This is a genomic window from Actibacterium sp. EMB200-NS6 (genome assembly GCF_001305615.1).
In the GTDB taxonomy this organism is placed as follows: domain Bacteria; phylum Pseudomonadota; class Alphaproteobacteria; order Rhodobacterales; family Rhodobacteraceae; genus Actibacterium_A; species Actibacterium_A naphthalenivorans.
The window spans coordinates 3,420,001-3,443,806 of record NZ_CP010869.1 but is presented as its reverse complement, the minus strand read 5'-3'; the positions used below and the strand labels follow the sequence as shown (position 1 = coordinate 3,443,806).

The window sequence follows — 23,806 nt, the reverse complement described above, 5'->3', positions numbered from 1 at the left end:
TCGGGATGCGCCTTCTTGCCCTTACCGCGCTTCTGGTTTTCGTGGCCGATCAGGCCACGAAATACCTTGTGGTGTTCGGGCTGAACCTGCGCGAGCGGCTGTCAGTCGATGTCTGGCCGCCCTATCTGAACTTTCGCATGGCGTGGAATCAGGGGGTCAATTTCGGCCTGCTTTCCAACAGCGCGGAAATCATGCGCTGGGTGCTGGTGGCGGTCGCGCTGGTGATCTCGGGCTGGGTGATCCGCTGGGCCGCACGCGCCGCGCTGGCACCGGTGGCACAGATCGCGGCGGGGTGCCTTGTGGGGGGCGCGCTGGGCAATGTGGTGGACCGTGTACTTTACGGCGCGGTGGCGGATTTCCTGAACATGTCCTGCTGCGGCTTCGACAATCCCTATTCGTTCAACATCGCCGATATCGCGATCTTCGCCGGGGCGCTCGGGCTGGTGCTTTTCGCCGACGCGAAGAAGACCCCGTGACGCGCCCGCGGCCTTGCGCTAAACAAACCCGAAGACCGGAGAAGGAGGCCTTCATGCGTGCCATGCGCGTTTTCGCAGCAATCCCTCTGGCCACGGTTGTGGCCCTGTCGGGCTGTTCCGGCGGCAAGGAGCCGAGCCTGATGGAAATCCGTTCCTCCAGCTCCACGCCCGATGAATTTGCGATCCTGCCGAACAAGCCGCTGGAGGTTCCGCAAGACCTTGCCGCGCTGCCGCCGCCCACGCCGGGCGGGGCCAACCGGGTGGATCCGACGCCGATCGCCGATGCGGTTCTGGCGCTTGGCGGCAATCCGGCGCGGCTGTCGGGCGCTGAAGTTCCCGGGCGCGAGGCGGCGCTGGTGGCGCAGACCACGCGGTTCGGCATGGATGGCAGCATCCGCCAGACGCTGGCAGCCGAGGATCTGGAGTTTCGCAGCGCGCACAGGGGCCGCCTGCTGGAGCGGCTGGTCGGCACGACGCGTTATTTCAAGGTCTACCGCCCCCAGGCGATCGACCAGGATGCCGAGCTTTCCCGCTGGCGGCGGGCGGGTGTGCGCACGGTTGGCGCGCCGCCGCCACTGGCCGACCAATAGGCGCCTCTCACATCCGCGTTTGCCGGTCTTGAACCGGCGGCGCATCGGCGTAGCTTGGATATATCGTTGATCGGAGTTTGCCATGCCTCGCCTGCCCGGCCTTTTGCTGTTCACCCTTTCCCTTCTGGCCGCGCCCGCGCATGCCGACGAGGTAACGAGCTTTGCCCTCGACAACGGCATGGATGTCGTGGTGATCGAGGATCACCGCGCGCCGGTCGTGGTTCACATGGTGTGGTACAAGGTCGGCGCGGCGGATGAGCCGCCGGGCCGGTCGGGCATCGCCCATTTCACCGAGCATCTGATGTTCAAGGGGACCGACGCCTATCCGGGCAAGGCCGTGTCTGAAATCGTCGAGGCCAACGGCGGCTCCGACAACGCGTTCACATCCTATGACTACACCGCGTATTTTCAGCGCGTCGCGGCCGACCGGCTGGATCTGATGATGGCGCTGGAGGCGGACCGGATGGTCAACCTGACCCTCAGCGAGGCCGACGTGCTGACAGAGCGCGACGTGATTCTGGAAGAGCGCAACCAGCGCACCGAAAACAGCGCCAGCGCCCTGTTCGGCGAACAGCGCAGCGCGGCGCAATATCTGAACCACCCCTACGGCATTCCGATCATCGGCTGGCGGGCCGAGATGGAGACGCTGTCGCGCCAGGACGCGCTGGATTTCTACAAGGCCAACTACACGCCCGACAACGCCATTCTGGTGGTGGCCGGCGATGTAACGCCCGACGCGGTGCGCGCGCTGGCGCAGGAGCGTTACGGGCCGCTGGCCCCCAGCGGCGCGCGGGCCGCCCGCGCCCGCCCGCAGGAGCCGCCGCAACTGGCCGAACGGCGAATCGCCTTTGCCGATCCGCGCGTGGCGCAGCCCTATGTGATCCGCAGCTATCTGGCGCCCGAACGCGATGCGGGCGACCAGGACGAGGCGGCGGCGCTGGTCTATCTGGCCAACCTGCTGGGCGGCGATGGCGCGACATCGCTGCTGGGCCAGAAGCTGCAATTCGAGACCCGGACGGCTGTCTATGCCTCGGCCTTTTACAGCGGAACCTCGCTGGATGACACGACCTTCGGGCTGATCGTGGTGCCCGCCGAGGGGGTCGGCCTGCAGCAGGCCGAAGATGCGATGGACGGGGTTCTCGCCGAGTTTCTCCAAACCGGCGTCGATCCCGAGATGTTCGCGAGCCTGAAGATGCAGCTTCGCGCGTCGAACATCTATGCCAAGGACGATGTCGAGGGGCTGGCCCGGATGTATGGCGAGGCACTGGCCTCGGGCCTGACGGTGCAGGACGTGCAGGACTGGCCCGATGTGCTGGATCAGGTGACGCCCGAGGATGTGATGGCGGCCGCGCATGCGGTGCTTGATCGCAAGAAGGCGGTGACCGGATGGCTGATGCGCGAAGATGTTCCGGAGGTGACCCAATGATCCGCTTTGCATGCGCCTGTATTCTGGCCCTCGTGGCCGCGCTGCCGGTTCGGGCGGCTGTTGATATTCAGGAAGTGACATCCCCGGGCGGCATCGACGCCTGGCTGGTCGAAAGCCACGAAATTCCGTTCGTGGCGCTGGAAATCCGGTTTCAGGGCGGCGCCAGCCTGGACGCGCCGGGCAAGCGCGGGGCGATCAATCTGATGACCGGTCTTCTGGAAGAGGGCGCGGGCGAGATGGACGCGCGGGCCTTTGCCACCGCCCGCGACGCGCTGGCCGCGAGCTTTGAGTTCGACGTCTACAACGATGCGCTGTCGGTTTCGGCGCAGTTCCTGACCGAAAACAGGGCGGCGGCGGTCGATCTTCTGCGCCTTGCGCTGACCGAGCCGCGGTTTGACCAAGACGCGGTGGAGCGTGTGCGCGCGCAGGTCGTTTCAGCGATCCGTTCGGATGCCAAGGATCCCGACAAGATCGCCTCTCACACATTCAACGAACTGGCCTTCGGCGATCATCCCTATGGCACGCCGGTGAATGGGCGCGAGGAGGATGTGACCGCGTTGACCCGCGCCGATGTGATCGAGGCGAAATCGCGTGTCATGACGCGCGACCGGCTGTTCGTCAGCGCGGTGGGCGACATCACCGCGCAGGAGCTTGGCGTGTTGCTGGACGATCTGCTGGCCGGGCTGCCGGAGCGCGGCGCGCCGATGCCCGGCAAGGCCGAATACCGGCTTTCGGGCGGGGTGACGGTGGTGCCTTTCGACACGCCGCAATCGGTTGCCGTGTTCGGGCATGAGGGGATCGACCGGGACGACCCGGATTTCTTTGCCGCCTATGTGCTGAACGGGGTGCTGGGCTCTGGCGGGTTCAGCTCGCGCCTGATGGAAGAGGTGCGCGAAAAGCGCGGGCTGACCTATGGGGTGTATTCCTATCTCTACCCGATGGACCATGCCGCGCTGATGCTGGGGCAGGTGGCCTCGGCCAACAACCGTGTGGCCGAGGCGATCGATGTGATCCGGGCCGAATGGGCCAGTGTCGCGCAGGAGGGCATCACCCAGGCCGAGCTGGACGCGGTGAAGACCTATCTGACCGGCGCCTATCCGCTGCGGTTCGACGGGAACGGGCCGATCGCCAACATCATGGTGGGCATGCAGATGCAGGGTCAGGGCGTGGATTACATCGCCACCCGCAACGACAAGATCAACGCGGTGACGCTGAGCGATATCCGGCGGGTGGCGGCGCGGCTTCTGGATGCCGATGCGCTGCATTTCGTGGTGGTGGGGCAGCCGGTGGGCCTCGAGACGACGAACTGAGCCTGTGGTTGTGGCCGGGGGCTGTCTGCCCCCGGACCCCCGAGGATATTTCCGGAAAGATGAAAGATGCGGGCGACGGGTTTCCGGTGTGAAACGGACATGGGCGAATCGGGCCGGGCCATGCTATGGCTTGTGGTATGAATTCGTATAACCCCAACATAGGCGTTGAGCGGCCGGCAATCCGGCAGCTGGATGAGGCTGCAATCAACCGGATCGCCGCAGGCGAGGTGGTGGAGCGGCCGGCCTCTGCGGTGAAGGAGCTGGTGGAGAACGCGCTGGATGCCGGGGCGCGGCGGGTGGATGTGGCGGTTGCGGCTGGCGGCAAGACGCTGATCCGGGTGGCGGATGACGGGCACGGGATCGCGGCGGCGGATCTGCCGCTGGCCCTGTCGCGCCATGCGACATCGAAGATCGACGGATCTGATCTTTTGAACATTCACAGTTTCGGGTTCCGGGGCGAGGCGCTGCCGTCGCTCGGGGCCGTGGGGCGGCTGAAGATCACGTCGCGCGCGGGGGCGGAAGCCGCGGAGATTTTGGTGGCCGGCGGGCAGATGGGCGCGGTGAAGCCCGCGGCCCTGAACCAGGGCACCGTGGTGGAGTTGCGGGATCTGTTTTTCGCGACGCCGGCGCGGCTGAAGTTTCTGCGTTCGGACCGGGCCGAGATGCAGGCGATTTCCGAGGTGGTGAAGCGGCTGGCGATGGCCGAGCCGTTTGTCAGCTTTACCCTGCGCGACATGTCGGGCGGGGGCGAGGGACGGGTGACGTTTCGCGCCGACGCCGAGACCGGCGATATGTTCGACGCGCTGCACGGGCGCCTGGCGCGGGTGATGGGGGCGGAGTTTGCCGAGAATGCGCTGCGGATCGACGCCGGGCGCGAGGGGCTGCATCTGACCGGCTATGCCGCGTTGCCGACCTATTCGCGCGGCTCTGCGGTGGCGCAGTATCTGTTCGTCAACGGCCGGCCGGTGCGCGACAAGCTGCTGGTGGGCGCGTTGCGCGGGGCCTATGCGGATTTCCTGAGCCGGGATCGGCATCCGGCCGCGGCGCTGTTTCTGGACTGTGACCCGCATCTGGTGGATGTGAATGTGCATCCGGCCAAGGCCGAGGTGCGGTTCCGGGAGCCCGGCGTTGCGCGGGGGCTGATCGTTTCGGCCCTGCGCCATGCGCTGGCCGGGGCGGGGCACAGGGCCTCGAGCACCGTGGCAGGGGCGGTTCTGGGGGCGATGCGGGCCGAACCTGCCGGGCCGGCGCGGGTTTATCAGATGGACCGGCCTTCGCCTGGGGTGCTGGCGGCGAGCCATGCCGCGCAGGCGCCGGGTTTTGCCGAGGCGGCCGTACCATCGGCGCGCGTGGAGGAGCCACTCGTGGAACCGGCGGATCTGCCGCTGGGAGCGGCGCGGGCGCAGGTGCATGAAAACTATGTCATCGCCCAGACATCGGATGGCATCGTGATCGTGGACCAGCACGCCGCGCATGAGCGGCTGGTGTATGAAAAGCTGAAGCGGCAGATGGCCGAGAACGGCGTGGCGGCGCAGGCGCTGCTGATCCCCGAGATCGTCGAGTTGTCCGAGGGCGATTGCGCGCGGTTGCTGGAGGTTGCCGGGGATCTGGCGCGGATTGGGCTGGTGATCGAGCCGTTCGGCGGCGGCGCCGTAGCGGTGCGCGAGACGCCCGCGATTCTGGGCGAGGTGAATGCGCAGGCCATGCTGCGCGACATTCTGGACGAGCTGGATGATCTGGGCGACAGCCAGATGGTGAAGGCGCGGATGGAGGCGATTCTGAGCCGGATGGCCTGTCACGGCTCGATCCGCTCGGGGCGCCGGATGCGCGGCGAAGAGATGAACGCGCTGCTGCGCGAGATGGAGGCCACGCCGCATTCGGGGCAGTGCAACCATGGGCGGCCCACCTATGTGGAGCTGAAGCTGAGCGATATCGAAAGGCTGTTCGGGCGCACATGATCCAGATCGGCGATACGACCTATGTTCTGACTGATCCGCCTGTTCTGGCCGCCTTGGCCGGGGCGGCGGTGCTGTTGCTGGTGCTGATCCTTCTGGTGATGGCGGTGCGCCGGGCCGGGCGTTCGGCGCAGATGAGCGCGCCGCTGATCTATCAGATGGATCAGCTGGGCCGCCATGTGCAGATGCTGTCGGACGGGCAGCAGCAGCTTGCCGGCGGGCTGACCCATGTGTCGGAGGCGCAGGCGGCCAGCCAGACCAATATGCTGCATCTGATGGAGCAGCGCCTGGCCGAGGTCAGCCGGGCGATGGGCGAGAACCTGCAGGGCACGGCAACCCGCACCGCGCGATCCCTGGGTGATCTGCAGCAGCGGCTGGAGACGATCGACAAGGCGCAGGCGAATATCGAGAAACTGTCGGGGGATGTCTTGTCGCTGCAGGACATTCTGTCGAACAAGCAGACCCGCGGCGCATTCGGGGAGATCCAGCTGAACGATATCGTCAGCAAGGCCCTGCCGAAAGACAGCTATACGCTTCAGGCGACGCTTTCGAACGGCAAGCGGGCGGATTGCCTGATCCACCTGCCGAACCCGCCGGGCCCCATCGTGGTGGACAGCAAGTTCCCGCTCGAGGCTTACGAGGCGCTGCGCCGCGCCGATACCAAGTGGGAGCTGAACGAGGCCGCCAAGCTTTTGCGGGCATCGGTCAAGGGGCACATAAAGGCGATCTCCGAGCGTTATATCATCGAGGGTGAGACCGCCGATGGCGCGCTGATGTTCCTGCCGTCCGAGGCGGTGTATGCCGAGCTGCATTCGAACTTCCCCGAACTGGTGCGCGAGGGGTTCGATGCGCGGGTCTGGATCGTGTCGCCCACCACCTGCATGGCCACGCTGCACACGATGCGCGCGATCCTGAAGGATGCACGGATGCGCGAACAGGCCGGCGCGATCCGCAAGACGCTGAAAATGCTGCACCGGGATGTCGAGATCGTGGTGGAGCGTGTAGGCAAGCTGAATACCCATTTCGCGCAGGCCCGCGGCGATCTGGAAGGGATCGGCACCGCGGCCGAGCGCGCGGGTAAACGGGCCGCCAAGCTGGACAATTTCGATTTCGAGGAACTGGCCCCCGAAGAAGACGCCCGCGTGGTGCCCTTGCCGCAGCGCGATTAGGCGGCGGCGGGCCGATCGCGCCGGTTCCCCCTTGTGCATCACGGCAAGACGAAGGACACTTGCCGTCAACTCGGAAGGAGGGGACTCGGATGCTTGAAATTAGCCCCAACAAAGTGGCCCATGTGATCGTGCGTGCCCGCGAAATCGATGCCAAGGTCGGGCGCTGGGACAGCCCCGGCGATGTGGCCGATGCGGATACGATTCTCGAAGCGCGCGCCGGCGATGCGACGGAGAAAGAGCTGCGGGCCTTTATCAACGGCCTCAACGCGGATGAGCAGGCGAGCCTGGTTGCCGTGATGTGGATCGGCCGGGATACGTTTGGTGCCGATGATCTGGAAGAGGCAATCCAGACCGCCCGCGACGAGGCCGATACGCCGACCGCCGATTACCTTCTCGGGGTGCCGCTACTGTCGGACTATCTGGAAAGCGGGCTCGAGGCGCTGAACTATGACGTGACCGATCTGGAAGAGGATCTTTACTGATCCGCGGGCGCCGCGCGCCGTAACGGGCCCGCCCACAGCCAGATGCATCAAGGCCGGTCTTTCGACCGGCCTTTTTACTGGCGCCCTGGCTTGCCTGCCGGGGCTGCGTTAGGACTGAAAGATATAGGTGCCCGGCGCCGCGACCAGCGGCGAAAGCCCTTCGTCCGGGGCGCCCATTGCGGGAGGCGCCACCATCTCGGGGCTGCTCTTTTCACGCAGCCAGTTGCCCCATTCGACCCACCAGGAACCTTCCTTGGGGGGATGCCGCTCGGCCCAGGTATCGGGGTCGAGGTACAGCTTTTCGGGGGTCCGGTGGCCGATGCGGTAATGCCGCCCCCGGTGGCCGGGCTCGCTGAGAATGCCGCCGTTGTGGCCGCCTTTCGTCAGCACGAAGGTCAATTCGCTGTCGGTGAACAGCGTGGTTTTGTAGACCGAGCGCCAGGGGGCGATGTGATCCATCTCTGTGCCGATGATGAAGAAGGGCGCGTTGATGTCTTTCAGCGCGATTACCCGGCCTTCCACAGCGAACCGGCCCGAGGTCAGGCGGTTTTCGAGGAACAGCCCGCGCAGATATTCCGAATGCATCCGGTAGGGCATCCGGGTGGAATCGGAATTCCAGACGGAAATGTCGAACTCTTCTTCGTCCTGGCCCAGCAGGTACCGGCGCACCGCGCGGGTCCAGATCAGGTCTTCGGCCCGCAGGGCGCGGAAGGCGCCCGCCATCTGTTCCTGATCCAGATAGCCCTGATCCCACATCATGTCTTCCAGAAAGGCCAGCTGGCTTTCGTCGAGAAACAGCATCAGCTCGCCGGCCTCGGTGAAATCGGTCTGCGCGGCAAGAAGCGTGACAGAGGCGAGCCGATCATCATTGTCGCGCGCCATCGTGGCCGCCGCGATCGACAGGATCGTGCCGCCGAGGCAATAGCCGCAGGCATGGATCTTGGTGCCCGGGAAGATCTTTGAAATCGCGTCGAGGGCGGCCATCACGCCCAGCCTGCGATAATCGTCGAGCGAAAGATCACGCTCGTCGGCAGAGGGGTTGTGCCAGGAAATGGTGAAAACCGTAAAGCCCTGGCTGACAAGATAGCGGATCAGCGAATTTTCGGGGCTGAGATCGAGGATATAGTATTTCATGATCCAGGCCGGCACGATCAGGATCGGCTCCGCCTGCACCTTGTCCGTCTGCGGGCTGTACTGGATCAGCTCGCACAGCTCGTTGCGATAGATCACCTGTCCCGGCGTGCAGGCCAGGTTCCGCCCGACCTCATATTCGGCGGACGGTTCCGCCCGGGTGTGGGTGAACTGGCGCATGATGTCATCGGCGAAATGGCGGGAGCCTTCATAGAGGTTCATGCCCCCTGTCTCCATCGTCTTCGCCAGGATTTCCGGATTCAGGAAGGGCGAGTTTGACGGCGACATCACGTCGAGCATCTGCCGGGTTATGAACCCGACGCGGTCTGTGCTCCGGCGGCGGGTGCCGCGCACCTCTTCGGTGGCCGTATCCCACCAATCCTGCGAGGCCAGGAAATATTGCTTGAACAGGCTGAAGGGCGGTTTTTGCCAGCCTTCATGGTCGAACCGGCGATCGCCGGGCTTCGGTTCGAAAGGCGGCCTGTTCTCGATGGTGCTGGTCAGGCCGGTTGCGTGCAGGAAAAGCTTGATCAAATTCTGTTGAGCGCGCTCGGCCAGTTCAATCTGACGGCCCGGTGCGCGTGACAGGTGCAGCATGAAATCGCTGAAGGCCGCGCCCGCCGCATTGGGGGAAACGCCATTGGTCAGCCGCGCCGTGAGCGCCCGGCTGGCCCGGTCGAGCGTTTCATAGGAATGTTGATGCGACCGGTGCCCGTTGGGCGGGGCGGAAGCAGGCTCGATAATGGCGGGAACATTGGGCGTGCCGGCCCTGGTCGTGGGCGTTTGCGCGGTTTCCGAGGATTTGGGAGCAGTCATCAGGCCCTCATGGCATCGCTGAACGTTGCGGGTTTCATACTATGACACGATAGATATGTCAGATTTTCGAAGCCCCCACCTTGAGATGGCGCAAATTGTGGGGGCCTTTGCCGCACGTTGAACAGAAAAAAGGCCGCCCCGGGATACGGGACGGCCTTTTTTCAGCTTTTCTGCTTGCTCAGCCCTGACGGGCTTTGAAGCGGGGCTGCGTCTTGTTAATCACATAGACGCGGCCCTTGCGGCGCACGATGCGGCAGTCGCGGTGACGCTGCTTCAGCGAGCGGAGCGAGTTCCTGACCTTCATGGGTCTTCTCCTCAATCGCGGCGCGGCGTGCGCCTAGGTTACATTGCTGCCTGAACGGCAGAGAATTCATGGTGGGCGGTACTGGGATCGAACCAGTGGCCACTACGATGTCAACGTAGTGCTCTACCGCTGAGCTAACCGCCCATGACCGCCCGATCCCGCCTGTCCCAAACAAATAGGACGCGGAGGGGCCGCGTCGGTTCGCAGGTCTATAAAAGGAGTCGGAAAATGGTTCAAGGGCTTTTGGCAACTTCGTAAATGTCGTTATACAGATGGGGAAGAGGGAGCGTAAATGCCGAAACCGCCGTTCAAACTCTTGCTGCCAGGGACCCGCACGACCAGCGTCGTGTTTTCCTCGCCGCACAGCGGGCGGGATTACCCTTGGGCTTTTCTGCGAAAGTCGGTGCTTGACGAGATGGCCGTGCGCTCGTCCGAGGATGCCTTTGTCGATCTGCTTTTCGCGGATGCACCCACGCTCGGGGCGCCGTTGCTGGCGGCAACGGTGCCGCGCGCCTATGTCGATCTGAACCGCAGCGCCGACGAACTGGACCCGGCGTTGATCGAAGGGGTGCGCAAGACGGCGCATAACCCGCGCATCAGCTCTGGCCTGGGGGTGATTCCCCGCGTCGTGGCCAACGGCCGGGCGATTCAGTCCGGCAAGATCTCGCTGCACGAGGCCCGCGCGCGGCTGGATACGCACTGGCACCCTTATCATGCGCGGCTGCAGGCGCTGCTGGATGAAAGCCATGCTGCGTTTGGCGAGGCGATTCTGATCGACTGTCATTCGATGCCGCATGAGGCGATCGACAGCATCACCCGCATCGGCCATCCGCGCCCCGAGGTTGTTCTGGGCGATCGTTTCGGCGCGGCGGCGCATCGCGACATCATCGAACGAATCGAAGCGGCCTTTGTGAGCGCGGGGCTGAAGGTGGGCCGCAATGCGCCTTTCGCCGGGGCCTACATCACGCAGCACTATGGCCTGCCTTCGCGCGGGCAGCACGCCGTGCAGATCGAGATTGACCGGTCGCTTTACATGAATGAACAGATGATCCGGCCCAACGGTAATTTTCACGGTTTCCGGAGGCTGCTGGCCGGTGTCATGGCCGAGATCGCCGACATCGGCCGGGGCGACGAATTGCCGATGGCCGCCGAATAGGCGCTAGCGCAGGGCGCGCCCTTTCACGATCGCATCGCTGCCGAACTTGCGGCGAATTTCATCGGTCGCGCGTTCGGCGCCTGCCCGTTTTCCGGCAAGCGGGTCCAGCAGATCGCCCGACAGATCGGCCGTGTCGGCGGGGTGCAGATCCGACAGGCCGACGCCCAGCAGGCGATAGGGGCCCTGATCGCCCACCTGATCGAACAGATCGCGCGCGGTGCGGTACAGGCGGTCGGCCATCTGGGTGGCGTCATGCAGCGATACGCGGCGGGTGATCAGGCTGTGATTGGCGCGCTTCAGCTTCAGCACCACCACGCGCCCGGCCTTGCCCTTGGCCTTGGCGCGGTCGGCCACCTTTTCGGACATCCGCCACAGATGCCCGTCCAGAATGTCGGGGTCCGAGGTGTCTTCGAAAAACGTGGTTTCGTTGGAGATGCTTTTCATCGGGGCGTTGGCGGAGACGCGGCGGTGATCTTCGCCCCGGGCCAGATGCCACAGCCGCTCGCCGAAGCTGCCGAAACGCGCCTCCAGATCGCGCTGCTCCCACCGGCGCAGATCGGCGAAGGTGCGGATGCCCGCGCGTTCCAGCGATACCTGCGCCGCCGCGCCCACGCCCCAGATCATGCGGACGGGTCTGGGGGCGAGAAAATCCAGCGTCTCCGCCCGGCCGATCACCGAAAATCCGCGCGGCTTGTCCAGATCAGAGGCGAGCTTGGCCAGAAACTTGTTATGGCTGAGCCCGATGGAGCCGGAAAGCCGCAGCTCTGTCTCCATCCGCTTGACCAGCCGGGCCAGCATCACCGCAGGCGGCATCCCGTGCAGCTTTTCGGTGCCTGTCATGTCAAGAAACGCCTCGTCCAGCGACAGCGGTTCGATGGCCGGCGTCATCTCGTCCATCATCGCGCGGATCTCGCGCGAGGCGGCGGCATAGACATCGCCGCGCGGCTTGATCACGACCGCCTCGGGGCAAAGCTTCAGCGCCTGGAACATCGGCATCGCCGAGCGCACACCCTTGATCCGGGCGATGTAACAGGCGGTGGACACCACGCCGCGCCGACCGCCGCCGATGATCACCGGCTTGTCGGCCAGCACGGGGTTGTCGCGCTTTTCGACGCTGGCATAGAAGGCGTCGCAATCCATATGCGCGATCGACAGATCGAACAGCTCGGGATGCGCGATGACCCGCGGGCCGCGGCAGGAAGGGCAGCGCGGCATGTGTTCAAAAACGGCAAGGCAATCGCGGCACAGGGCTTGCATCGGGGGATCCGGGTAAGACGCAGGTTACAGATATACCCGGCATGGCACCGGCAAAAGGGATTTCGTTTTGGCCTTGGGCCGGGCATAGTCGCGGCGCGTAAATTTGGGAATTTCGGATTATGGACACTACTTCGGTGATTGGCGATCTGCTGGGCGGAAACATCGTGCTGTTGCTTCTGGCAGGTTTCATCATCCTTTGCATCGTGCTGGGCGTGCGGATCGTGCCGCAATCCGAAAAGCATGTGGTCGAACGTTTCGGGCGGCTGCGTGCGGTGCTGGGGCCGGGGATCAACCTGATCGTGCCGTTCCTGGATCGGGTGGCGCATCGGATTTCGATCCTCGAACGCCAGCTTCCCACCGCCAGCCAGGATGCCATCACCTCTGACAACGTGCTGGTGCAGGTGGATACCAGCGTGTTCTACCGGATCACCGAGCCGGAAAAAACCGTGTATCGCATCCGCGATGTGGATGGGGCGATCGCCACCACGGTGGCCGGCATCGTGCGGGCAGAGATCGGCAAGATGGAACTGGACGAGGTGCAATCGAACCGCTCCAACCTGATCTCGACGATCAAGGCCTCGGTCGAGGATGCGGTGGATGATTGGGGCATAGAGGTAACGCGGGCCGAGATCCTGGATGTGAACCTTGATCAGCAGACGCGGGACGCGATGCTGCAGCAGCTCAACGCCGAACGCGCGCGCCGCGCCCAGGTGACAGAGGCCGAGGGGCGCAAGCGGGCGGTTGAGCTGGCCGCCGACGCACAGCTTTACGCCGCCGAGCAGGAGGCAAAGGCGCGGCGCATCACCGCCGAGGCAGAGGCTTTCGCGACAGAGGTCGTGGCCAGGGCGATCGCCGATCACGGGATCGAGGCGGCGCAATATCAGGTGGCGCTGAAACAGGTCGAGGCGTTGACCGCCGTGGGCCAGGGCGCGGGCAAGCAGACGATCGTGGTGCCCGCCCACGCGCTGGAGGCATTCGGCGACGCGTTCAACATGCTCAAGGGGCGCGGCTGATGTGGGCGCTGTGGTGGGTCTGGCTGGCCGGGGCGGTGGTGCTGGCCATTCTGGAGGTTCTGGCGCCGGGCTATGTGTTTCTGGGCTTCGCCATCGGCGCGGCGGTGACGGGCGTGATGCTGGCGCTTGGCGTCACGCCCTCGGGGCCGGTGCTGGCGGTGATCTTCGCGCTGGTATCGCTGGCGGGCTGGCTGATCATGCGCAGGCTGTTCGGGCTGAAGGGCGGTCAGGTGAAAACCTTCGACCACGACATCAACGAAAACTAGGTATCCGCGGCCACTGCCTCGCGCCGCCTGTCATAGGCCTGGCGCGCCGCGCGCACCGCGGTCTGGTTTTCGACGGCCCACTGGCGCATGATCTCGACCCGTTCGATCAGGCTGAAGCCCAGGGTGGTCAGTGAATATTCGACTTGCGGCGGGGTCAGGGGCAGTACCCTGCGGTTGACGAGCCCGTCGCGTTCCAGATGGCGCAGGGTTACCGACAGCATCCGTTGCGAAATCCCGTCGACGACGCGGCGCAGCGCGTTGAACCTGCAGGGCCCGCGCGACAGCTCCAGCATCACCAGAAGGCTCCAGGCATCGCCCATCCGGTCGAGCACGTCGCGGATCGGGCAATCCAGATCGGTATTGGCGTTGACGCGTGGCATGGTGGTTCCCTTTTAGTAACCATGAGACTGAACAATGCGTATTCCGGCGAAATTCAATCATCCGTATCTGGTTACTTATCGTAACTTAATTCGGAGGCAAGACTGATGAAGCTTTTTCTGATTGGCGCCAGCGGAATGATCGGATCGCGGATCCTGGCAGAGGCCGTTTCGCGCGGGCACGAGGTGATTGCGGGTGGTCGGTCGCCAGCGAAGATCGCCACCGGCGCGGGCATTACGCCGGTTGCCATCGACGCAACCGATGCCGCGTCGCTCGCCCCTTTTGCCGCGCAGGCGGACGTCATCCTTTCGGCGACCTCGCCACGGTTTTCCGGCGATGGGATCGCCGATGCCACGGCGCTGGGCAAGGCGCTGATCGCGGCCGCGACCGTGGCCGGAAAGCGGGTGGTCGTCGTGGGCGGCGCCGGTACGCTGAACCTGCCCGACGGAACCCCGGTGTTGAACGTCCTTCCGCCCGAGATCGTGCCCGAGGCCACCGGTATGAAAGCTGTGCGCGATATGCTTGCCGAAAGCGGGCTGGACTGGGCGTTCTTCGCCCCCGCCGCCATGATCCAGCCGGGCGCACGCACCGGCAGCTTTCGGCTGGGTGGCACGGTTCTGGTCAGCGATGCCGACGGCAACAGCGCGATCAGCGCCGAAGACTATGCGGTCGCCTTGATGGATGAGGTAGAGACGCCGAAACACACCGGTCAGGTGTTTACCATCGGTTACTGATCAACCCCGGTTGGGTCGCTGCGCCTGGGGCGAGGTAAGTTCCGCCCGCAGCGCCAGCGCAGCGGCGCGCGGATCTTCGGCACGCCAGACGGGGCGGCCCACCACGATGTGATCGGCCCCGTCGGCGATGGCCTGCGCCGGGGTCGCCACGCGTTTCTGATCGCCCAGATCGGCGCCCGCCGGACGCACGCCGGGGGTGATGATCAGCCGGCCCTCGGCCTGCGGCAGCGCCCGGATCAGCGCCGCCTCGTGCGGCGATGCGATCAGCCCGTCGGCGCCGGCCTCCAGCGCGATGGCGGCGCGTTCCAGCACGATGTCGCGCAGCTCGCCGGGCTTGATCAGATTGGCGTCCAGATCGGCGCGGTCCATCGAGGTCAGGATCGTCACCGCCAGAATTTTCGTGGCCGATCCGCCCTTGCCCTCGGCGGCGGCGCGCACCACGTGCGGGTCGCCATGCACGGTCAGGAAATCCAGATCGAACCGCGCCAGCCCGCGCACCGCCGCCTCGACCGTGGCGGCGATGTCAAACAGCTTCATGTCCAGAAAGATGCGCTTGCCGTGCTCGTCCTTCAGCTCGCGCGCCAGGGCCAGCCCGCCGCCTGTCAGCATCCCCAGCCCGATCTTGTAGAACGACACGGCATCGCCGATCCGGTCGGCCAGCTCGAGCCCGGCATGGGCATCGGGCACGTCAAGCGCAACGATCAGGCGGTCATCGGCAGGGGGCTGGGTCATCGGCGGTCTCCGTTCCGGGGCTTCGATAGCGGGACAAAGGCGAAATGGCAAATCTTTCACATTCGCGTTTTCACGGGATTGCGAGTGCAAGTTCATTCGCCGGGGCACGGCACGGGTTCGATACTGCGCGGGGGGCCGGTGTTCAACGATGCGGTCCGCCACACCTGCTTTCATAAAGAATTGGAGAAGACCATGTTCCAACACATTCCCCGCCGCGCCGGCGCATTCGGCGCTCTGGCGTTGACTGGCGCCGCGTTCGGTGCGCCGGCTTTCGCCACCACGCTGGAGATTTCCGTGACCAACACAGCCGCTTCGGGCGGTTTTTCGATCACGCCGCTGTTCGCCGCCTTCCATGATGGTTCGTACGACGCGTTCAATCTGGGCACCTCGGCCAGCGCCGCGGTCGAAGCGCTCGCCGAGGTCGGGGATGCGGCAGGGGTGACGGCCGAGCTTGCCGCTGCGGATGCCAAGGCGCAAAGCGTGGTGATCGCCGGAACCGAAACCGGCCCGCCCACGATCGACCCGGGCGAAACCGCCTCCCGGCAGGTCACGCTGGATCCGTCCGGCAACCGTTACCTGAGCTTCCTGTCGATGCTGGTGCCATCGAATGACACGTTTCTGGGCACGGACGATCCGCGAGCGTTCGATCTGTTCGGCGCGGGCGGAGTATTCGCCGGGGATTTCACCATCGATGTCACCGCGAGCTATCTCTACGACGCCGGAACAGAGGTGAACGATCCGGCAAACGGCGCGGCATTTATCCTGGGTCAGGTGGGTACCGATGGCGCGGTCGAGGGGGGAACCGTGCAGCGGGCCTCGACCCTGTCGGCCTTTGCCGGGCTGGAAACGCCGCTTGGCCTGCTGGATGACGGGTTGATCGATTTCACCTCCGAGCCGGGCGCGTTCTCGGTGGCTTCGATATCTATCCGCGAAGTGCCGCCGGCGCCGGTGCCACTGCCTGCCACGGCGCTGCTGGGGATTGGCGGTCTGGCCGCACTTGGCGCGGTGCGCGGCCGCAGGCGCGCGGCCCGGCCCTGATTGCACAGGGGGGCGGGCACTGCCACCGGTCGGGGATGGTGCCCGCCCGCCGGCGGGGGCGGGGAAATCGGGATCCAAGCGTCGCGGAGTTGATCACGGAACCTTGAAGACCGGCAGAGGGCTCTCCACATGGGCTGAGAGGCCTGCGATTGGGGCGTGCCGCTGAGCGGGCGTTTCAAAGGACAGGCGCTTGGCAAAAGGAGAATGCCCGATGGACATGGAAAAGTTCACGGAACGGTCGCGTGGTTTTCTGCAGGCTGCTCAAACCATCGCGATGCGCGAAAATCACCAGCGGCTCGCGCCCGAACACCTTCTCAAAGCATTGATGGACGATGATCAGGGGCTTGCATCCAACCTGATCAAACGCGCGGGCGGTGCGCCCGAACGCGTGGTCGAAGCCGTGGATGTTGCCCTGTCGAAGATGCCCAAGGTGACAGGCGATGCCGGGCAGGTCTATCTGGACCAGTCCACCGCCAGGGTTCTTGACGAGGCCCAGAAGATCGCCACCAAGGCGGGCGACAGCTTTGTTCCCGTGGAACGGATCCTGACCGCGCTGGCGATGGTGAAATCAAAGGCCAAGGACGCGCTGGATGCCGGCGCGGTGACCGCGCAGAACCTGAACGCGGCGATCAATGACATCCGCAAGGGCCGCACCGCCGACAGCGCCTCGGCCGAAGAGGGCTATGACGCGCTGAAGAAATACGCGCGCGACCTGACCGAGGCCGCCGAGGAAGGCAAGATCGACCCGATCATCGGCCGCGACGAGGAAATTCGCCGCGCCATGCAGGTGCTCAGCCGCCGGACCAAGAACAACCCGGTTCTGATCGGCGAGCCCGGCGTGGGTAAAACCGCGATCGCCGAGGGGCTGGCCCTGCGCATCGTCAATGGCGATGTGCCCGAAAGCCTGAAGAACAAGCGCCTGATGGCGCTGGACATGGGCGCGCTGATTGCCGGCGCGAAATACCGGGGCGAGTTCGAGGAGCGGCTGAAATCCATCCTCAAGGAAATCGAGGCCGCCGCCGGCGAGATCGTCCTGTTCATCGACGAGATGCACACGCTGGTGGGCGCGGGCAAGTCCGATGGCGCGATGGATGCCGCCAACCTGATCAAGCCCGCGCTGGCGCGGGGCGAGCTGCATTGCATCGGCGCGACCACGCTGGATGAATATCGCAAGCACGTTGAAAAAGACGCGGCTCTTGCCCGCCGGTTCCAGCCGGTGATGGTGGACGAGCCGACGGTGGAAGACACCATTTCCATCCTGCGCGGCATCAAGGAAAAGTATGAGCTGCACCACGGCGTGCGGATCTCCGACAGTGCCCTTGTGGCGGCGGCGACGCTAAGCCACCGCTATATCACCGACCGTTTCCTGCCCGACAAGGCGATCGACCTGATGGACGAGGCCGCCAGCCGTCTGCGCATGGAAGTGGACAGCAAGCCCGAAGAGCTGGACGCGCTGGATCGCCAGATCCTGCAGCTTCAGATCGAGGGTGAGGCGCTGAAGAAAGAGGATGACGCGGCATCCAAAGACCGGCTGGCCAAGCTCGAGGAAGAGCTTTCCAACCTGCAGCAACGCTCGGCCGCGATGACGGCCCAATGGCAGGCCGAACGCGACAAGCTGGAAGGCGCGCGCGAACTGAAAGAGCAACTCGACAAGGCCCGCGCCGAGCTGGACCATGCCAAGCGCGAGGGCAACCTGGCCAAGGCCGGCGAGCTTTCCTATGGCGTGATCCCCGGGCTTGAGAAAAAGCTGGCCGAGGCCGAGGCGCAGGAAGACGAGATGATGGTCGAAGAGGCCGTGCGCCCCGAGCAGATCGCCCAGGTGGTGGAACGCTGGACCGGCATCCCGACCTCCAAGATGCTGGAGGGTGAGCGCGAGAAGCTGCTGAAGATGGAAGAGGAGCTTGGCAAGCGCGTGATCGGCCAGAAACAGGCTGTTACGGCGGTGGCCAACGCGGTGCGCCGGGCGCGCGCCGGGCTGAACGATGAGAACCGGCCGCTTGGGTCGTTCCTGTTCCTCGGCCCCACCGGCGTCGGCAAGACCGAACTGACCAAGGCCGTGGCCGAGTATCTGTTCGACGATGACAACGCGATGGTGCGCATCGACATGAGCGAGTTCATGGAGAAACACGCGGTCGCCCGTCTGATCGGCGCGCCTCCGGGCTATGTCGGTTACGACGAGGGTGGTGTGCTGACCGAGGCGGTACGGCGCCGGCCTTATCAGGTGGTGCTGTTCGACGAGGTCGAAAAGGCCCATCCGGATGTGTTCAACGTGCTGTTGCAGGTGCTTGATGACGGTGTGCTGACCGATGGACAGGGCCGCACGGTCGACTTCAAGCAGACGCTGATCGTGCTGACCTCGAACCTCGGGTCGCAGGCGCTGAGCCAGATGCCCGAAGGGGCCGACAGCGCGCAGGCGCGGCGCGACGTGATGGATGCGGTGCGGGCCCATTTCCGCCCCGAATTCCTGAACCGTCTGGACGAGACGATCATCTTCGACCGGCTCAGCCGGAAGGATATGGATGGCATCGTGACGATCCAGCTGCGGCGTCTGGCCAAACGACTGGCCGCGCGCAACATCACGCTGGAGCTGGACGAGGGCGCCCGCAAGTGGCTGGCCGATGAAGGCTATGACCCGGTGTTCGGCGCCCGCCCGCTGAAGCGGGTGATCCAGCGCAGCCTGCAGGACCGTCTGGCAGAGCTGATCCTGTCTGGCGATGTGATGGATGGCGATACCATCCCGGTGACCGCCGGCGCCGAGGGGTTGTTGATCGGTGATCGCGTGGGCGCGTCGAACCGGCAGCCGCCGGAAGATGCCGTGGTTCACTGAGCCTTGCCCGTTCCGCCGGATGCTCCGGCGGGGCGGGTTACGCCTTGCGCGGTTTGAACAGGAAACGGCGCGGGCGTTTGGCGGGCTGTTCGCTTTCGGGCGCGGGCTGCGCCGGGGCGGTCAGCGCGGCCGGATCGACCACATGCTGGGCCTGCTTGCGCGAAAAGATGAATGTATCGTCGTGTGACGACAGCGACATACCGGCCTCTTCCAGAACACTGCGGACGGATTTCGCCTCTGGCGTGGTGTCATGCGCCAGCGCGAAGATGAATTCATCCATCAGGCCGGTCACATCCCGCTCCTTCAGCTGGCGCTTGCGCTGCGCCAGAATGCGCAGGACGGCGGTTTTGAAGCTCGGGTCGTCAAGCTGATCTGTCCCTGTTTCGCCAGTTGCCGCGATTCTGGAAAACACCTGGAACAGGCGCTCGTAGATGCGCGATTGTGCGGGCGTCATGCGTTGGGTCGCGGCGGCGCCCGGCGGGAAGATCGCGGTGCGGCGGCCGCCCTCTTCCCTAACGGAGAGTTTCATGCGGCGCGGAACGATGGTTTTGCGCGGCTTCGCCGCCTGCGCATGGGTCGTGCCCGCCCCCTGAAACACGGTTGTCGTATTCAGTGAATACGACCTGTGGTCTGACTGCACCCCGCGCGACACACGGGGAAGCTCTTGGCCTGCCTGCGGCATTCTGCCCCTCGTCCGAAGTTCTGCATCCCGCCCATCGGTGCGGAATGACCTTCGGTTATGATTGTTTGCCTCAAATCTGTCCTTTTTTGGACTTGGAGAAGATTTTTGCCACGGGCAGGCCCCCCCGGCAAGCGGCCGGGCGGAACCCTTGTGTTTTCGGCGGAAACGCGCAGATCAGTCGGCGCCGGCCGCCTCGCGCGCGATGGTGTCGAGCAGGGCCTGAACCTCTTGCATCGGACCTTCGGGAAAGGTGCTGAACCCCACCACCGTTTCATCGGGCTTGTCCGGCCTGACATAGACGAAGATGTCATAGGGGCAGAAGCGGACGTTCGTGTAATCCGCCTCCATCACCTTGCGTGACAGCGCGGCCGAGCAGAAGCTGAAGATGTCGGCCTTGGTGAAAATGGTCACGTCGGAGCCGACATCGGCCTTCGTCCGCTCCAGCATGTCGCCGGTGTGGCTGACGCTGTCGATCACCAGCCCCTGGCCCAGTACCGCGTTTTCCAGCGCGAAGACGACATCATCGAAACTGTCGCTCGTGGTGTAGGTGATCGCGTCCTGCGCCAGAACCGGCGTTGCCAGCAGCGCGATGGCTGCAACTGCGAGTGTCTTTTTCATTTTATCCTCCCGAACGCCTCTGGCTTGTTACAGAGGGTTGTTGAACTGTGTCATGAGATAAACAGTAGGTTCAATCTGGCGCAGGGCCATGATTGAGGTCAAATCGAAGCAGGGGGCAGCTGATGGATTGGGTCGGACGGGTTTTGGAGTGGTTGGCGCTGGGGTTCGTTCTGGTGCTGGGGGTGGTGGTGCTGGTTTCGCTGGTGCTGTTCGTCATCGACCGCACCCAGACGGGCGACGCGATCCGGCGCAACTATCCCGTCATCGGGCGGTTCCGGCACATGTTCACATCGCTGGGCGAATTCTTTCGCCAGTATTTCTTTGCCATGGATCGCGAAGAGATGCCGTTCAACCGGGCGCAGCGCGACTGGGTCGCCCGCGCCGGCGAGGGCAAGGGCAATACCGTTGCCTTCGGATCGACCCGAAACCTGAATATTCCCGGAACGCCGATCTTTGTGAACGCCGCCTTCCCGCCGCTGGACAATCAGTTCGCGGCGACCGCGCCGATGCTGATCGGGCCCTATGCGCGCGAACCTTACAACGCACCCTCGATCTTCAATGTCTCGGGCATGAGCTATGGCGCGATTTCGCGGCCCGCCGTCGAGGCGCTGAGCCGTGGCGCAGCCGAGGCCGGCATCTGGCTGAACACCGGCGAAGGCGGGCTTTCGCCCTATCACCTGCTTGGAAATTGCGACATCGTCTATCAAATCGGCACCGCGAAATACGGGGTGCGCGATGAATTCGGGCGGATCTCGGATGAGAAGCTGAAGCAGGTCGCCGCCCATCCGCAGATCAGGATGTTCGAGATCAAGCTGGCCCAGGGCGCCAAGCCCGGAAAGGGTGGCATTCTGCCCGGCGCCAAGGTGAATGACGAGATCGCGCAGATCCGCGGCATTCCCGTCGGCGAAGACAGCTATTCCCCCAATCGCCATGTCGAGGTCGACAGCTTCGAGGACCTGCTGAATATGGTCGCCCATATCCGCGAGGTTTCGGGCAAACCCGTGGGCTTCAAGACCGTCGTTGGTGCGCCCGAACCGTTTCAGGAGCTGTTCGGCCTGATCCGCGAGCGGGGCGAGGAAAGCGCGCCGGATTTCATTACCATCGACGGTGGCGAGGGCGGCACCGGGGCCGCGCCCATGCCGCTGATCGATCTGGTGGGGATGCCGATCCGCGAGGCGATGCTGATCGTGTCGGACCTGCGCGATACCTACGGTTTGCACAACCGTATCCGCCTGATCGCCAGCGGCAAGCTGGTGAACCCGGCGGATGTGGCCTGGGCCATCACCGCGGGCGCGGATTTCGTGACCTCGGCGCGGGGCTTCATGTTTGCGCTGGGCTGCATTCAGGCGCTCAAGTGCAACCGCAACACCTGCCCCACGGGCATCACCACCCATGATCCGCGCCTGCAGAAGGGGCTGGTGGTCGAGCGGAAATACACCCGCGTCGCGCGCTATGCCCGATCGGTGATCAACGAGGTGGAAACGATCGCGCATTCCGTCGGCGTCGCCGAACCGCGGCTGATGCGGCGGCGCCACGTGCGCATCGTGCAGCCGGACGGATCGTCAATTCCGATGAACCAGATCTACCGCCGCTCCGACCCGGCCGACCACGTTCTGGCAAACAAACACTAGAAATCGTGTTCGGTGTCATATCCGAAGACGCGGAAATCATCGGCGTAGATCTGATCCACCAGCCGCGCGGTTTCGTTCGAATAGAATTCCTTGTAGGGCGAGCGTGACACCGCGCGCTGGCGCTGGTTCTCGATCCCGAGGCCGGTGCGGGCGTTGATCTGTTCGATGTCGTCGGAAAAGGTTTCGGTCTTGCCGACGTAGTCGACCAGAACCCGGTTGCCGGCATCGCACAGGTAATAGGTCTGTGGCAGGAAATGCAGCCAGCCCAGCAGGCGGTTGCGTTCGCCCCGATGGCTCAGCGCCGCCATGAAGGCATAGAAATCCGGGAATTGCGACAGGTTCCGGCGGCCCCATTCTCCGTCGCGCTTCGAGGTCTGATCGGAGCGCAGATAGTGAAAGGCCGATACCAGCCGGTCATAGGGGTTGCGCGTGATCCCGAAGGTGAAGCAACTGTCGAACAGCGCCGGGTCGCGCCATTTGAAGAATTCGGCCGAGCGGTGGCCATGGGTGATCGGCACCTGGCGCGCGATGGTCGTGCCGGCGCATTTGGGCACATGCACGAACAACGCGCCCCGCGCCCGGTTCTCCGACATGTCCAGCGTTTCGCGTTTGGCCCGTATATATTCGCGCGTGTCGAAATAGCGGCGCTGCATCCCGATCCAGCGCGCCCCGGCCTGAAGTCTGGCATCCGCCAGGGCGGCTTTCGTGGAAAACGTTGTCACGCGTACTGTCCCGGCAATCTGGTGGTTGGACCCGCCAAATCTAAAGCAGATGGGTTTTTTTGAGTAAAGGGGCTTTTCTTGGCATAGGCCCGGTGTGGTCGATTGGGTTACAGTCGCCAACGACAATGTGAGCTTTCGTCAATCGGAAATTCGGGCGGAACCATGTAAAAGGGGCCGGAAACCGGTGGAGAGTTCCCTGATGCGCAAGACCTTCAAGTCCGATCTGAAATGGTCCGATGTTACCCCCAGAACGGCATTCCTGAACCGTCGCCAGATCATCGCGGGTGCGGCGGCGCTTGGCGCCATGGCCACGCCTGCGCTGGCGGGCCTTGGCGCGGTCGAAAGCGCTTATTCCACCGATGACGATCCCAATACGTTCGAAGAGATCACCCGGTACAACAATTTCTACGAATTCGGCACCGGCAAGGAAGATCCGGCCCGAAACGCCGGCGCGTTGACGACCGACCCCTGGGCGGTGCAGATCGACGGGCTGGTCGATCGCCCGGGCTCCTACGATCTTGGCGAGATCCTGTCGGGCGTCACGCTGGAGGAGCGCATCTATCGCTTCCGCTGTGTCGAGGCCTGGTCGATGGTCATCCCCTGGGTCGGGTTCGAGCTGAGCACGCTGCTGAACCGGGTCGGCGTGCAGCCCTCGGCAAAATATGTCGCCTTCGAAACGCTGGTTCGCCCCGAAGAGATGCCGGGCCAGCGCCGCCCGATCCTTGACTGGCCCTATCGCGAAGGCCTGAGGCTGGACGAGGCGATGCACCCGCTGACCATTCTGGCCAATGGCATCTATGACGAACCGCTGCCCAATCAGAACGGCGCGCCGCTGCGCCTGGTGGTGCCGTGGAAATACGGGTTCAAGTCGATCAAGTCGATCGTGCGCATCACCCTGACCGAGGAACAGCCGCTCGCGACGTGGAACATGGTCAATGCGCGGGAATACGGATTCTATTCAAACGTGAACCCGCAGGTCAGCCACCCGCGCTGGAGCCAGGCGACCGAACGGCGCATCGGCGGCGGGCTGCTGTCGCGGCGGCAGGAAACGCTGATGTTCAACGGTTATGGCGAAGATGTCGCCGGGCTTTAC

At 64.5% G+C, this 23,806-nt stretch carries 23 protein-coding genes and 1 tRNA gene (1 of these 24 cut by a window edge); 15 read left to right on the top strand and 9 right to left on the bottom strand.

Features of this window, described 5'->3' with window-relative positions; all coding sequences use genetic code 11:
• Window positions 1-5 precede the first annotated feature (5 nt).
• From lspA to TQ29_RS16700, 7 genes are all read left to right on the top strand, one after another.
• The gene (lspA, locus tag TQ29_RS16730; RefSeq protein ID WP_054540100.1) at window positions 6-476 is read left to right on the top strand and encodes a signal peptidase II; all 471 of its coding nucleotides are present in this window, start codon (window positions 6-8) and stop codon (window positions 474-476) included.
• Between the two features lie 53 nt (window positions 477-529).
• Window positions 530-1,066 carry a DUF3035 domain-containing protein gene (locus TQ29_RS16725; RefSeq protein ID WP_054540099.1) on the top strand — a complete coding sequence of 179 codons (537 nt, stop codon included), beginning with the start codon at window positions 530-532 and terminating at the stop codon, window positions 1,064-1,066.
• 82 nt (window positions 1,067-1,148) lie between these two features.
• Window positions 1,149-2,492, top strand: a complete 1,344-nt coding sequence (locus TQ29_RS16720; protein ID WP_054540098.1) for a pitrilysin family protein — start codon at window positions 1,149-1,151, stop codon at window positions 2,490-2,492.
• Entirely contained in the window at window positions 2,489-3,802 is a 1,314-nt protein-coding gene (locus TQ29_RS16715; protein WP_173585971.1) for a pitrilysin family protein, read from the top strand. The genes TQ29_RS16720 and TQ29_RS16715 overlap by 4 nt, the downstream gene beginning before the upstream one ends.
• A 137-nt stretch (window positions 3,803-3,939) precedes the next feature.
• The gene (gene mutL, locus TQ29_RS16710) at window positions 3,940-5,760 is read left to right on the top strand and encodes a DNA mismatch repair endonuclease MutL (RefSeq protein WP_054540097.1); all 1,821 of its coding nucleotides are present in this window, start codon (window positions 3,940-3,942) and stop codon (window positions 5,758-5,760) included.
• Window positions 5,757-6,926, top strand: a complete 1,170-nt coding sequence (locus tag TQ29_RS16705; RefSeq protein ID WP_054540096.1) for a DNA recombination protein RmuC — start codon at window positions 5,757-5,759, stop codon at window positions 6,924-6,926. Before mutL ends, TQ29_RS16705 begins: the two co-directional genes overlap by 4 nt.
• 89 nt (window positions 6,927-7,015) lie before the next feature.
• The gene (locus TQ29_RS16700; protein ID WP_037210502.1) at window positions 7,016-7,408 is read left to right on the top strand and encodes a DUF3775 domain-containing protein; all 393 of its coding nucleotides are present in this window, start codon (window positions 7,016-7,018) and stop codon (window positions 7,406-7,408) included.
• 108 nt (window positions 7,409-7,516) lie between these two features.
• On the opposite strand, the gene TQ29_RS16695 is transcribed toward TQ29_RS16700, so the two are convergent.
• The 3 genes from TQ29_RS16695 to TQ29_RS16685 all read right to left on the bottom strand — a co-directional run bounded on the left by TQ29_RS16695 (window position 7,517) and on the right by TQ29_RS16685 (window position 9,803).
• Window positions 7,517-9,355 carry an alpha/beta hydrolase gene (locus TQ29_RS16695; protein WP_054540095.1) on the bottom strand — a complete coding sequence of 613 codons (1,839 nt, stop codon included), beginning with the start codon at window positions 9,353-9,355 and terminating at the stop codon, window positions 7,517-7,519.
• A gap of 178 nt (window positions 9,356-9,533) precedes the next feature.
• On the bottom strand, window positions 9,534-9,659 hold the full coding sequence (ykgO, locus tag TQ29_RS16690; protein ID WP_037210500.1) for a type B 50S ribosomal protein L36: 126 nt from the start codon (window positions 9,657-9,659) through the stop codon (window positions 9,534-9,536).
• 69 nt (window positions 9,660-9,728) lie between these two features.
• Window positions 9,729-9,803, bottom strand: a tRNA-Val gene (locus TQ29_RS16685).
• A gap of 148 nt (window positions 9,804-9,951) precedes the next feature.
• On the opposite strand from TQ29_RS16685, the gene TQ29_RS16680 reads away from it, so the two are divergent.
• Window positions 9,952-10,815 (top strand): N-formylglutamate amidohydrolase, encoded by an 864-nt coding sequence (locus tag TQ29_RS16680; RefSeq protein ID WP_054540094.1) that lies wholly within the window; start codon window positions 9,952-9,954, stop codon window positions 10,813-10,815.
• A gap of 3 nt (window positions 10,816-10,818) precedes the next feature.
• Here TQ29_RS16680 and TQ29_RS16675 read toward each other — a convergent pair whose 3' ends face one another.
• A complete protein-coding gene (locus TQ29_RS16675) occupies window positions 10,819-12,072 on the bottom strand; it encodes a DNA polymerase IV (protein WP_054540093.1) in 1,254 nt (417 codons plus the stop codon).
• Between the two features lie 119 nt (window positions 12,073-12,191).
• On the opposite strand from TQ29_RS16675, the gene TQ29_RS16670 reads away from it, so the two are divergent.
• Both TQ29_RS16670 and TQ29_RS16665 read left to right on the top strand, forming a co-directional pair.
• Window positions 12,192-13,085, top strand: a complete 894-nt coding sequence (locus TQ29_RS16670) for an SPFH domain-containing protein (RefSeq protein ID WP_037210492.1) — start codon at window positions 12,192-12,194, stop codon at window positions 13,083-13,085.
• Entirely contained in the window at window positions 13,085-13,351 is a 267-nt protein-coding gene (locus TQ29_RS16665) for an NfeD family protein (RefSeq protein WP_081940272.1), read from the top strand. Before TQ29_RS16670 ends, TQ29_RS16665 begins: the two co-directional genes overlap by 1 nt.
• Here the strand turns inward: TQ29_RS16665 and TQ29_RS16660 are convergent.
• The gene (locus tag TQ29_RS16660) at window positions 13,348-13,731 is read right to left on the bottom strand and encodes a helix-turn-helix domain-containing protein (protein WP_054540092.1); all 384 of its coding nucleotides are present in this window, start codon (window positions 13,729-13,731) and stop codon (window positions 13,348-13,350) included. The genes TQ29_RS16665 and TQ29_RS16660 overlap by 4 nt on opposite strands.
• 105 nt (window positions 13,732-13,836) lie before the next feature.
• Here TQ29_RS16660 and TQ29_RS16655 point away from each other — a divergent pair, with 105 nt between their 5' ends.
• On the top strand, window positions 13,837-14,463 hold the full coding sequence (locus tag TQ29_RS16655; RefSeq protein WP_054540091.1) for an NAD(P)-dependent oxidoreductase: 627 nt from the start codon (window positions 13,837-13,839) through the stop codon (window positions 14,461-14,463).
• Here TQ29_RS16655 and pyrF read toward each other — a convergent pair whose 3' ends face one another.
• Window positions 14,464-15,195 carry an orotidine-5'-phosphate decarboxylase gene (gene pyrF, locus TQ29_RS16650; RefSeq protein WP_054540090.1) on the bottom strand — a complete coding sequence of 244 codons (732 nt, stop codon included), beginning with the start codon at window positions 15,193-15,195 and terminating at the stop codon, window positions 14,464-14,466.
• A 192-nt stretch (window positions 15,196-15,387) separates the two neighbouring features.
• Here pyrF and TQ29_RS16645 point away from each other — a divergent pair, with 192 nt between their 5' ends.
• Both TQ29_RS16645 and clpB read left to right on the top strand, forming a co-directional pair.
• Window positions 15,388-16,233 carry a spondin domain-containing protein gene (locus TQ29_RS16645; RefSeq protein WP_162231838.1) on the top strand — a complete coding sequence of 282 codons (846 nt, stop codon included), beginning with the start codon at window positions 15,388-15,390 and terminating at the stop codon, window positions 16,231-16,233.
• A gap of 211 nt (window positions 16,234-16,444) precedes the next feature.
• A complete protein-coding gene (clpB, locus tag TQ29_RS16640; protein WP_054540088.1) occupies window positions 16,445-19,060 on the top strand; it encodes an ATP-dependent chaperone ClpB in 2,616 nt (871 codons plus the stop codon).
• A 37-nt stretch (window positions 19,061-19,097) separates the two neighbouring features.
• On the opposite strand, the gene TQ29_RS16635 is transcribed toward clpB, so the two are convergent.
• Together TQ29_RS16635 and TQ29_RS16630 are read right to left on the bottom strand one after the other, a co-directional pair.
• On the bottom strand, window positions 19,098-19,742 hold the full coding sequence (locus tag TQ29_RS16635) for a hypothetical protein (protein WP_054540087.1): 645 nt from the start codon (window positions 19,740-19,742) through the stop codon (window positions 19,098-19,100).
• A gap of 174 nt (window positions 19,743-19,916) precedes the next feature.
• A complete protein-coding gene (locus TQ29_RS16630) occupies window positions 19,917-20,360 on the bottom strand; it encodes a hypothetical protein (protein ID WP_037210475.1) in 444 nt (147 codons plus the stop codon).
• 122 nt (window positions 20,361-20,482) lie between these two features.
• On the opposite strand from TQ29_RS16630, the gene TQ29_RS16625 reads away from it, so the two are divergent.
• Window positions 20,483-21,991, top strand: coding sequence for an FMN-binding glutamate synthase family protein (locus TQ29_RS16625; RefSeq protein ID WP_054540086.1), 1,509 nt, complete (start codon window positions 20,483-20,485; stop codon window positions 21,989-21,991).
• On the opposite strand, the gene TQ29_RS16620 is transcribed toward TQ29_RS16625, so the two are convergent.
• Complete coding sequence (locus tag TQ29_RS16620) at window positions 21,988-22,713, bottom strand: sulfotransferase family 2 domain-containing protein (protein ID WP_037210470.1); 726 nt, start codon at window positions 22,711-22,713, stop codon at window positions 21,988-21,990. The two genes, TQ29_RS16625 and TQ29_RS16620, sit on opposite strands and share 4 nt — an antisense overlap.
• Window positions 22,714-22,912: 199 nt before the next feature.
• Here TQ29_RS16620 and msrP point away from each other — a divergent pair, with 199 nt between their 5' ends.
• On the top strand, window positions 22,913-23,806 hold the 5' portion of the coding sequence (gene msrP / locus TQ29_RS16615) for a protein-methionine-sulfoxide reductase catalytic subunit MsrP (protein ID WP_054540085.1). Its footprint extends 30 nt past the window's final position; only the first 894 of its 924 coding nucleotides appear in the window; its start codon is at window positions 22,913-22,915; the stop codon falls past the right edge of the window.

Excerpts from the sequence above, each read along its gene's own strand:
- lspA (WP_054540100.1), top strand. The coding sequence starts at position 6 with ATGCGCCTTCTTGCCCTTACCGCGCTTCTGGTTTTCGTGGCCGATCAG.
- TQ29_RS16725 (WP_054540099.1), top strand. The coding sequence starts at position 530 with ATGCGTGCCATGCGCGTTTTCGCAGCAATCCCTCTGGCCACGGTTGTG.
- TQ29_RS16720 (WP_054540098.1), top strand. The coding sequence starts at position 1,149 with ATGCCTCGCCTGCCCGGCCTTTTGCTGTTCACCCTTTCCCTTCTGGCC.
- TQ29_RS16715 (WP_173585971.1), top strand. The coding sequence starts at position 2,489 with ATGATCCGCTTTGCATGCGCCTGTATTCTGGCCCTCGTGGCCGCGCTG.
- mutL (WP_054540097.1), top strand. The coding sequence starts at position 3,940 with ATGAATTCGTATAACCCCAACATAGGCGTTGAGCGGCCGGCAATCCGG.
- TQ29_RS16705 (WP_054540096.1), top strand. The coding sequence starts at position 5,757 with ATGATCCAGATCGGCGATACGACCTATGTTCTGACTGATCCGCCTGTT.
- TQ29_RS16700 (WP_037210502.1), top strand. The coding sequence starts at position 7,016 with ATGCTTGAAATTAGCCCCAACAAAGTGGCCCATGTGATCGTGCGTGCC.
- TQ29_RS16695 (WP_054540095.1), bottom strand. The coding sequence starts at position 9,355 with ATGACTGCTCCCAAATCCTCGGAAACCGCGCAAACGCCCACGACCAGG.
- ykgO (WP_037210500.1), bottom strand. The coding sequence starts at position 9,659 with ATGAAGGTCAGGAACTCGCTCCGCTCGCTGAAGCAGCGTCACCGCGAC.
- TQ29_RS16680 (WP_054540094.1), top strand. The coding sequence starts at position 9,952 with ATGCCGAAACCGCCGTTCAAACTCTTGCTGCCAGGGACCCGCACGACC.
- TQ29_RS16675 (WP_054540093.1), bottom strand. The coding sequence starts at position 12,072 with ATGCAAGCCCTGTGCCGCGATTGCCTTGCCGTTTTTGAACACATGCCG.
- TQ29_RS16670 (WP_037210492.1), top strand. The coding sequence starts at position 12,192 with ATGGACACTACTTCGGTGATTGGCGATCTGCTGGGCGGAAACATCGTG.
- TQ29_RS16665 (WP_081940272.1), top strand. The coding sequence starts at position 13,085 with ATGTGGGCGCTGTGGTGGGTCTGGCTGGCCGGGGCGGTGGTGCTGGCC.
- TQ29_RS16660 (WP_054540092.1), bottom strand. The coding sequence starts at position 13,731 with ATGCCACGCGTCAACGCCAATACCGATCTGGATTGCCCGATCCGCGAC.
- TQ29_RS16655 (WP_054540091.1), top strand. The coding sequence starts at position 13,837 with ATGAAGCTTTTTCTGATTGGCGCCAGCGGAATGATCGGATCGCGGATC.
- pyrF (WP_054540090.1), bottom strand. The coding sequence starts at position 15,195 with ATGACCCAGCCCCCTGCCGATGACCGCCTGATCGTTGCGCTTGACGTG.
- TQ29_RS16645 (WP_162231838.1), top strand. The coding sequence starts at position 15,388 with ATGTTCCAACACATTCCCCGCCGCGCCGGCGCATTCGGCGCTCTGGCG.
- clpB (WP_054540088.1), top strand. The coding sequence starts at position 16,445 with ATGGACATGGAAAAGTTCACGGAACGGTCGCGTGGTTTTCTGCAGGCT.
- TQ29_RS16635 (WP_054540087.1), bottom strand. The coding sequence starts at position 19,742 with ATGCCGCAGGCAGGCCAAGAGCTTCCCCGTGTGTCGCGCGGGGTGCAG.
- TQ29_RS16630 (WP_037210475.1), bottom strand. The coding sequence starts at position 20,360 with ATGAAAAAGACACTCGCAGTTGCAGCCATCGCGCTGCTGGCAACGCCG.
- TQ29_RS16625 (WP_054540086.1), top strand. The coding sequence starts at position 20,483 with ATGGATTGGGTCGGACGGGTTTTGGAGTGGTTGGCGCTGGGGTTCGTT.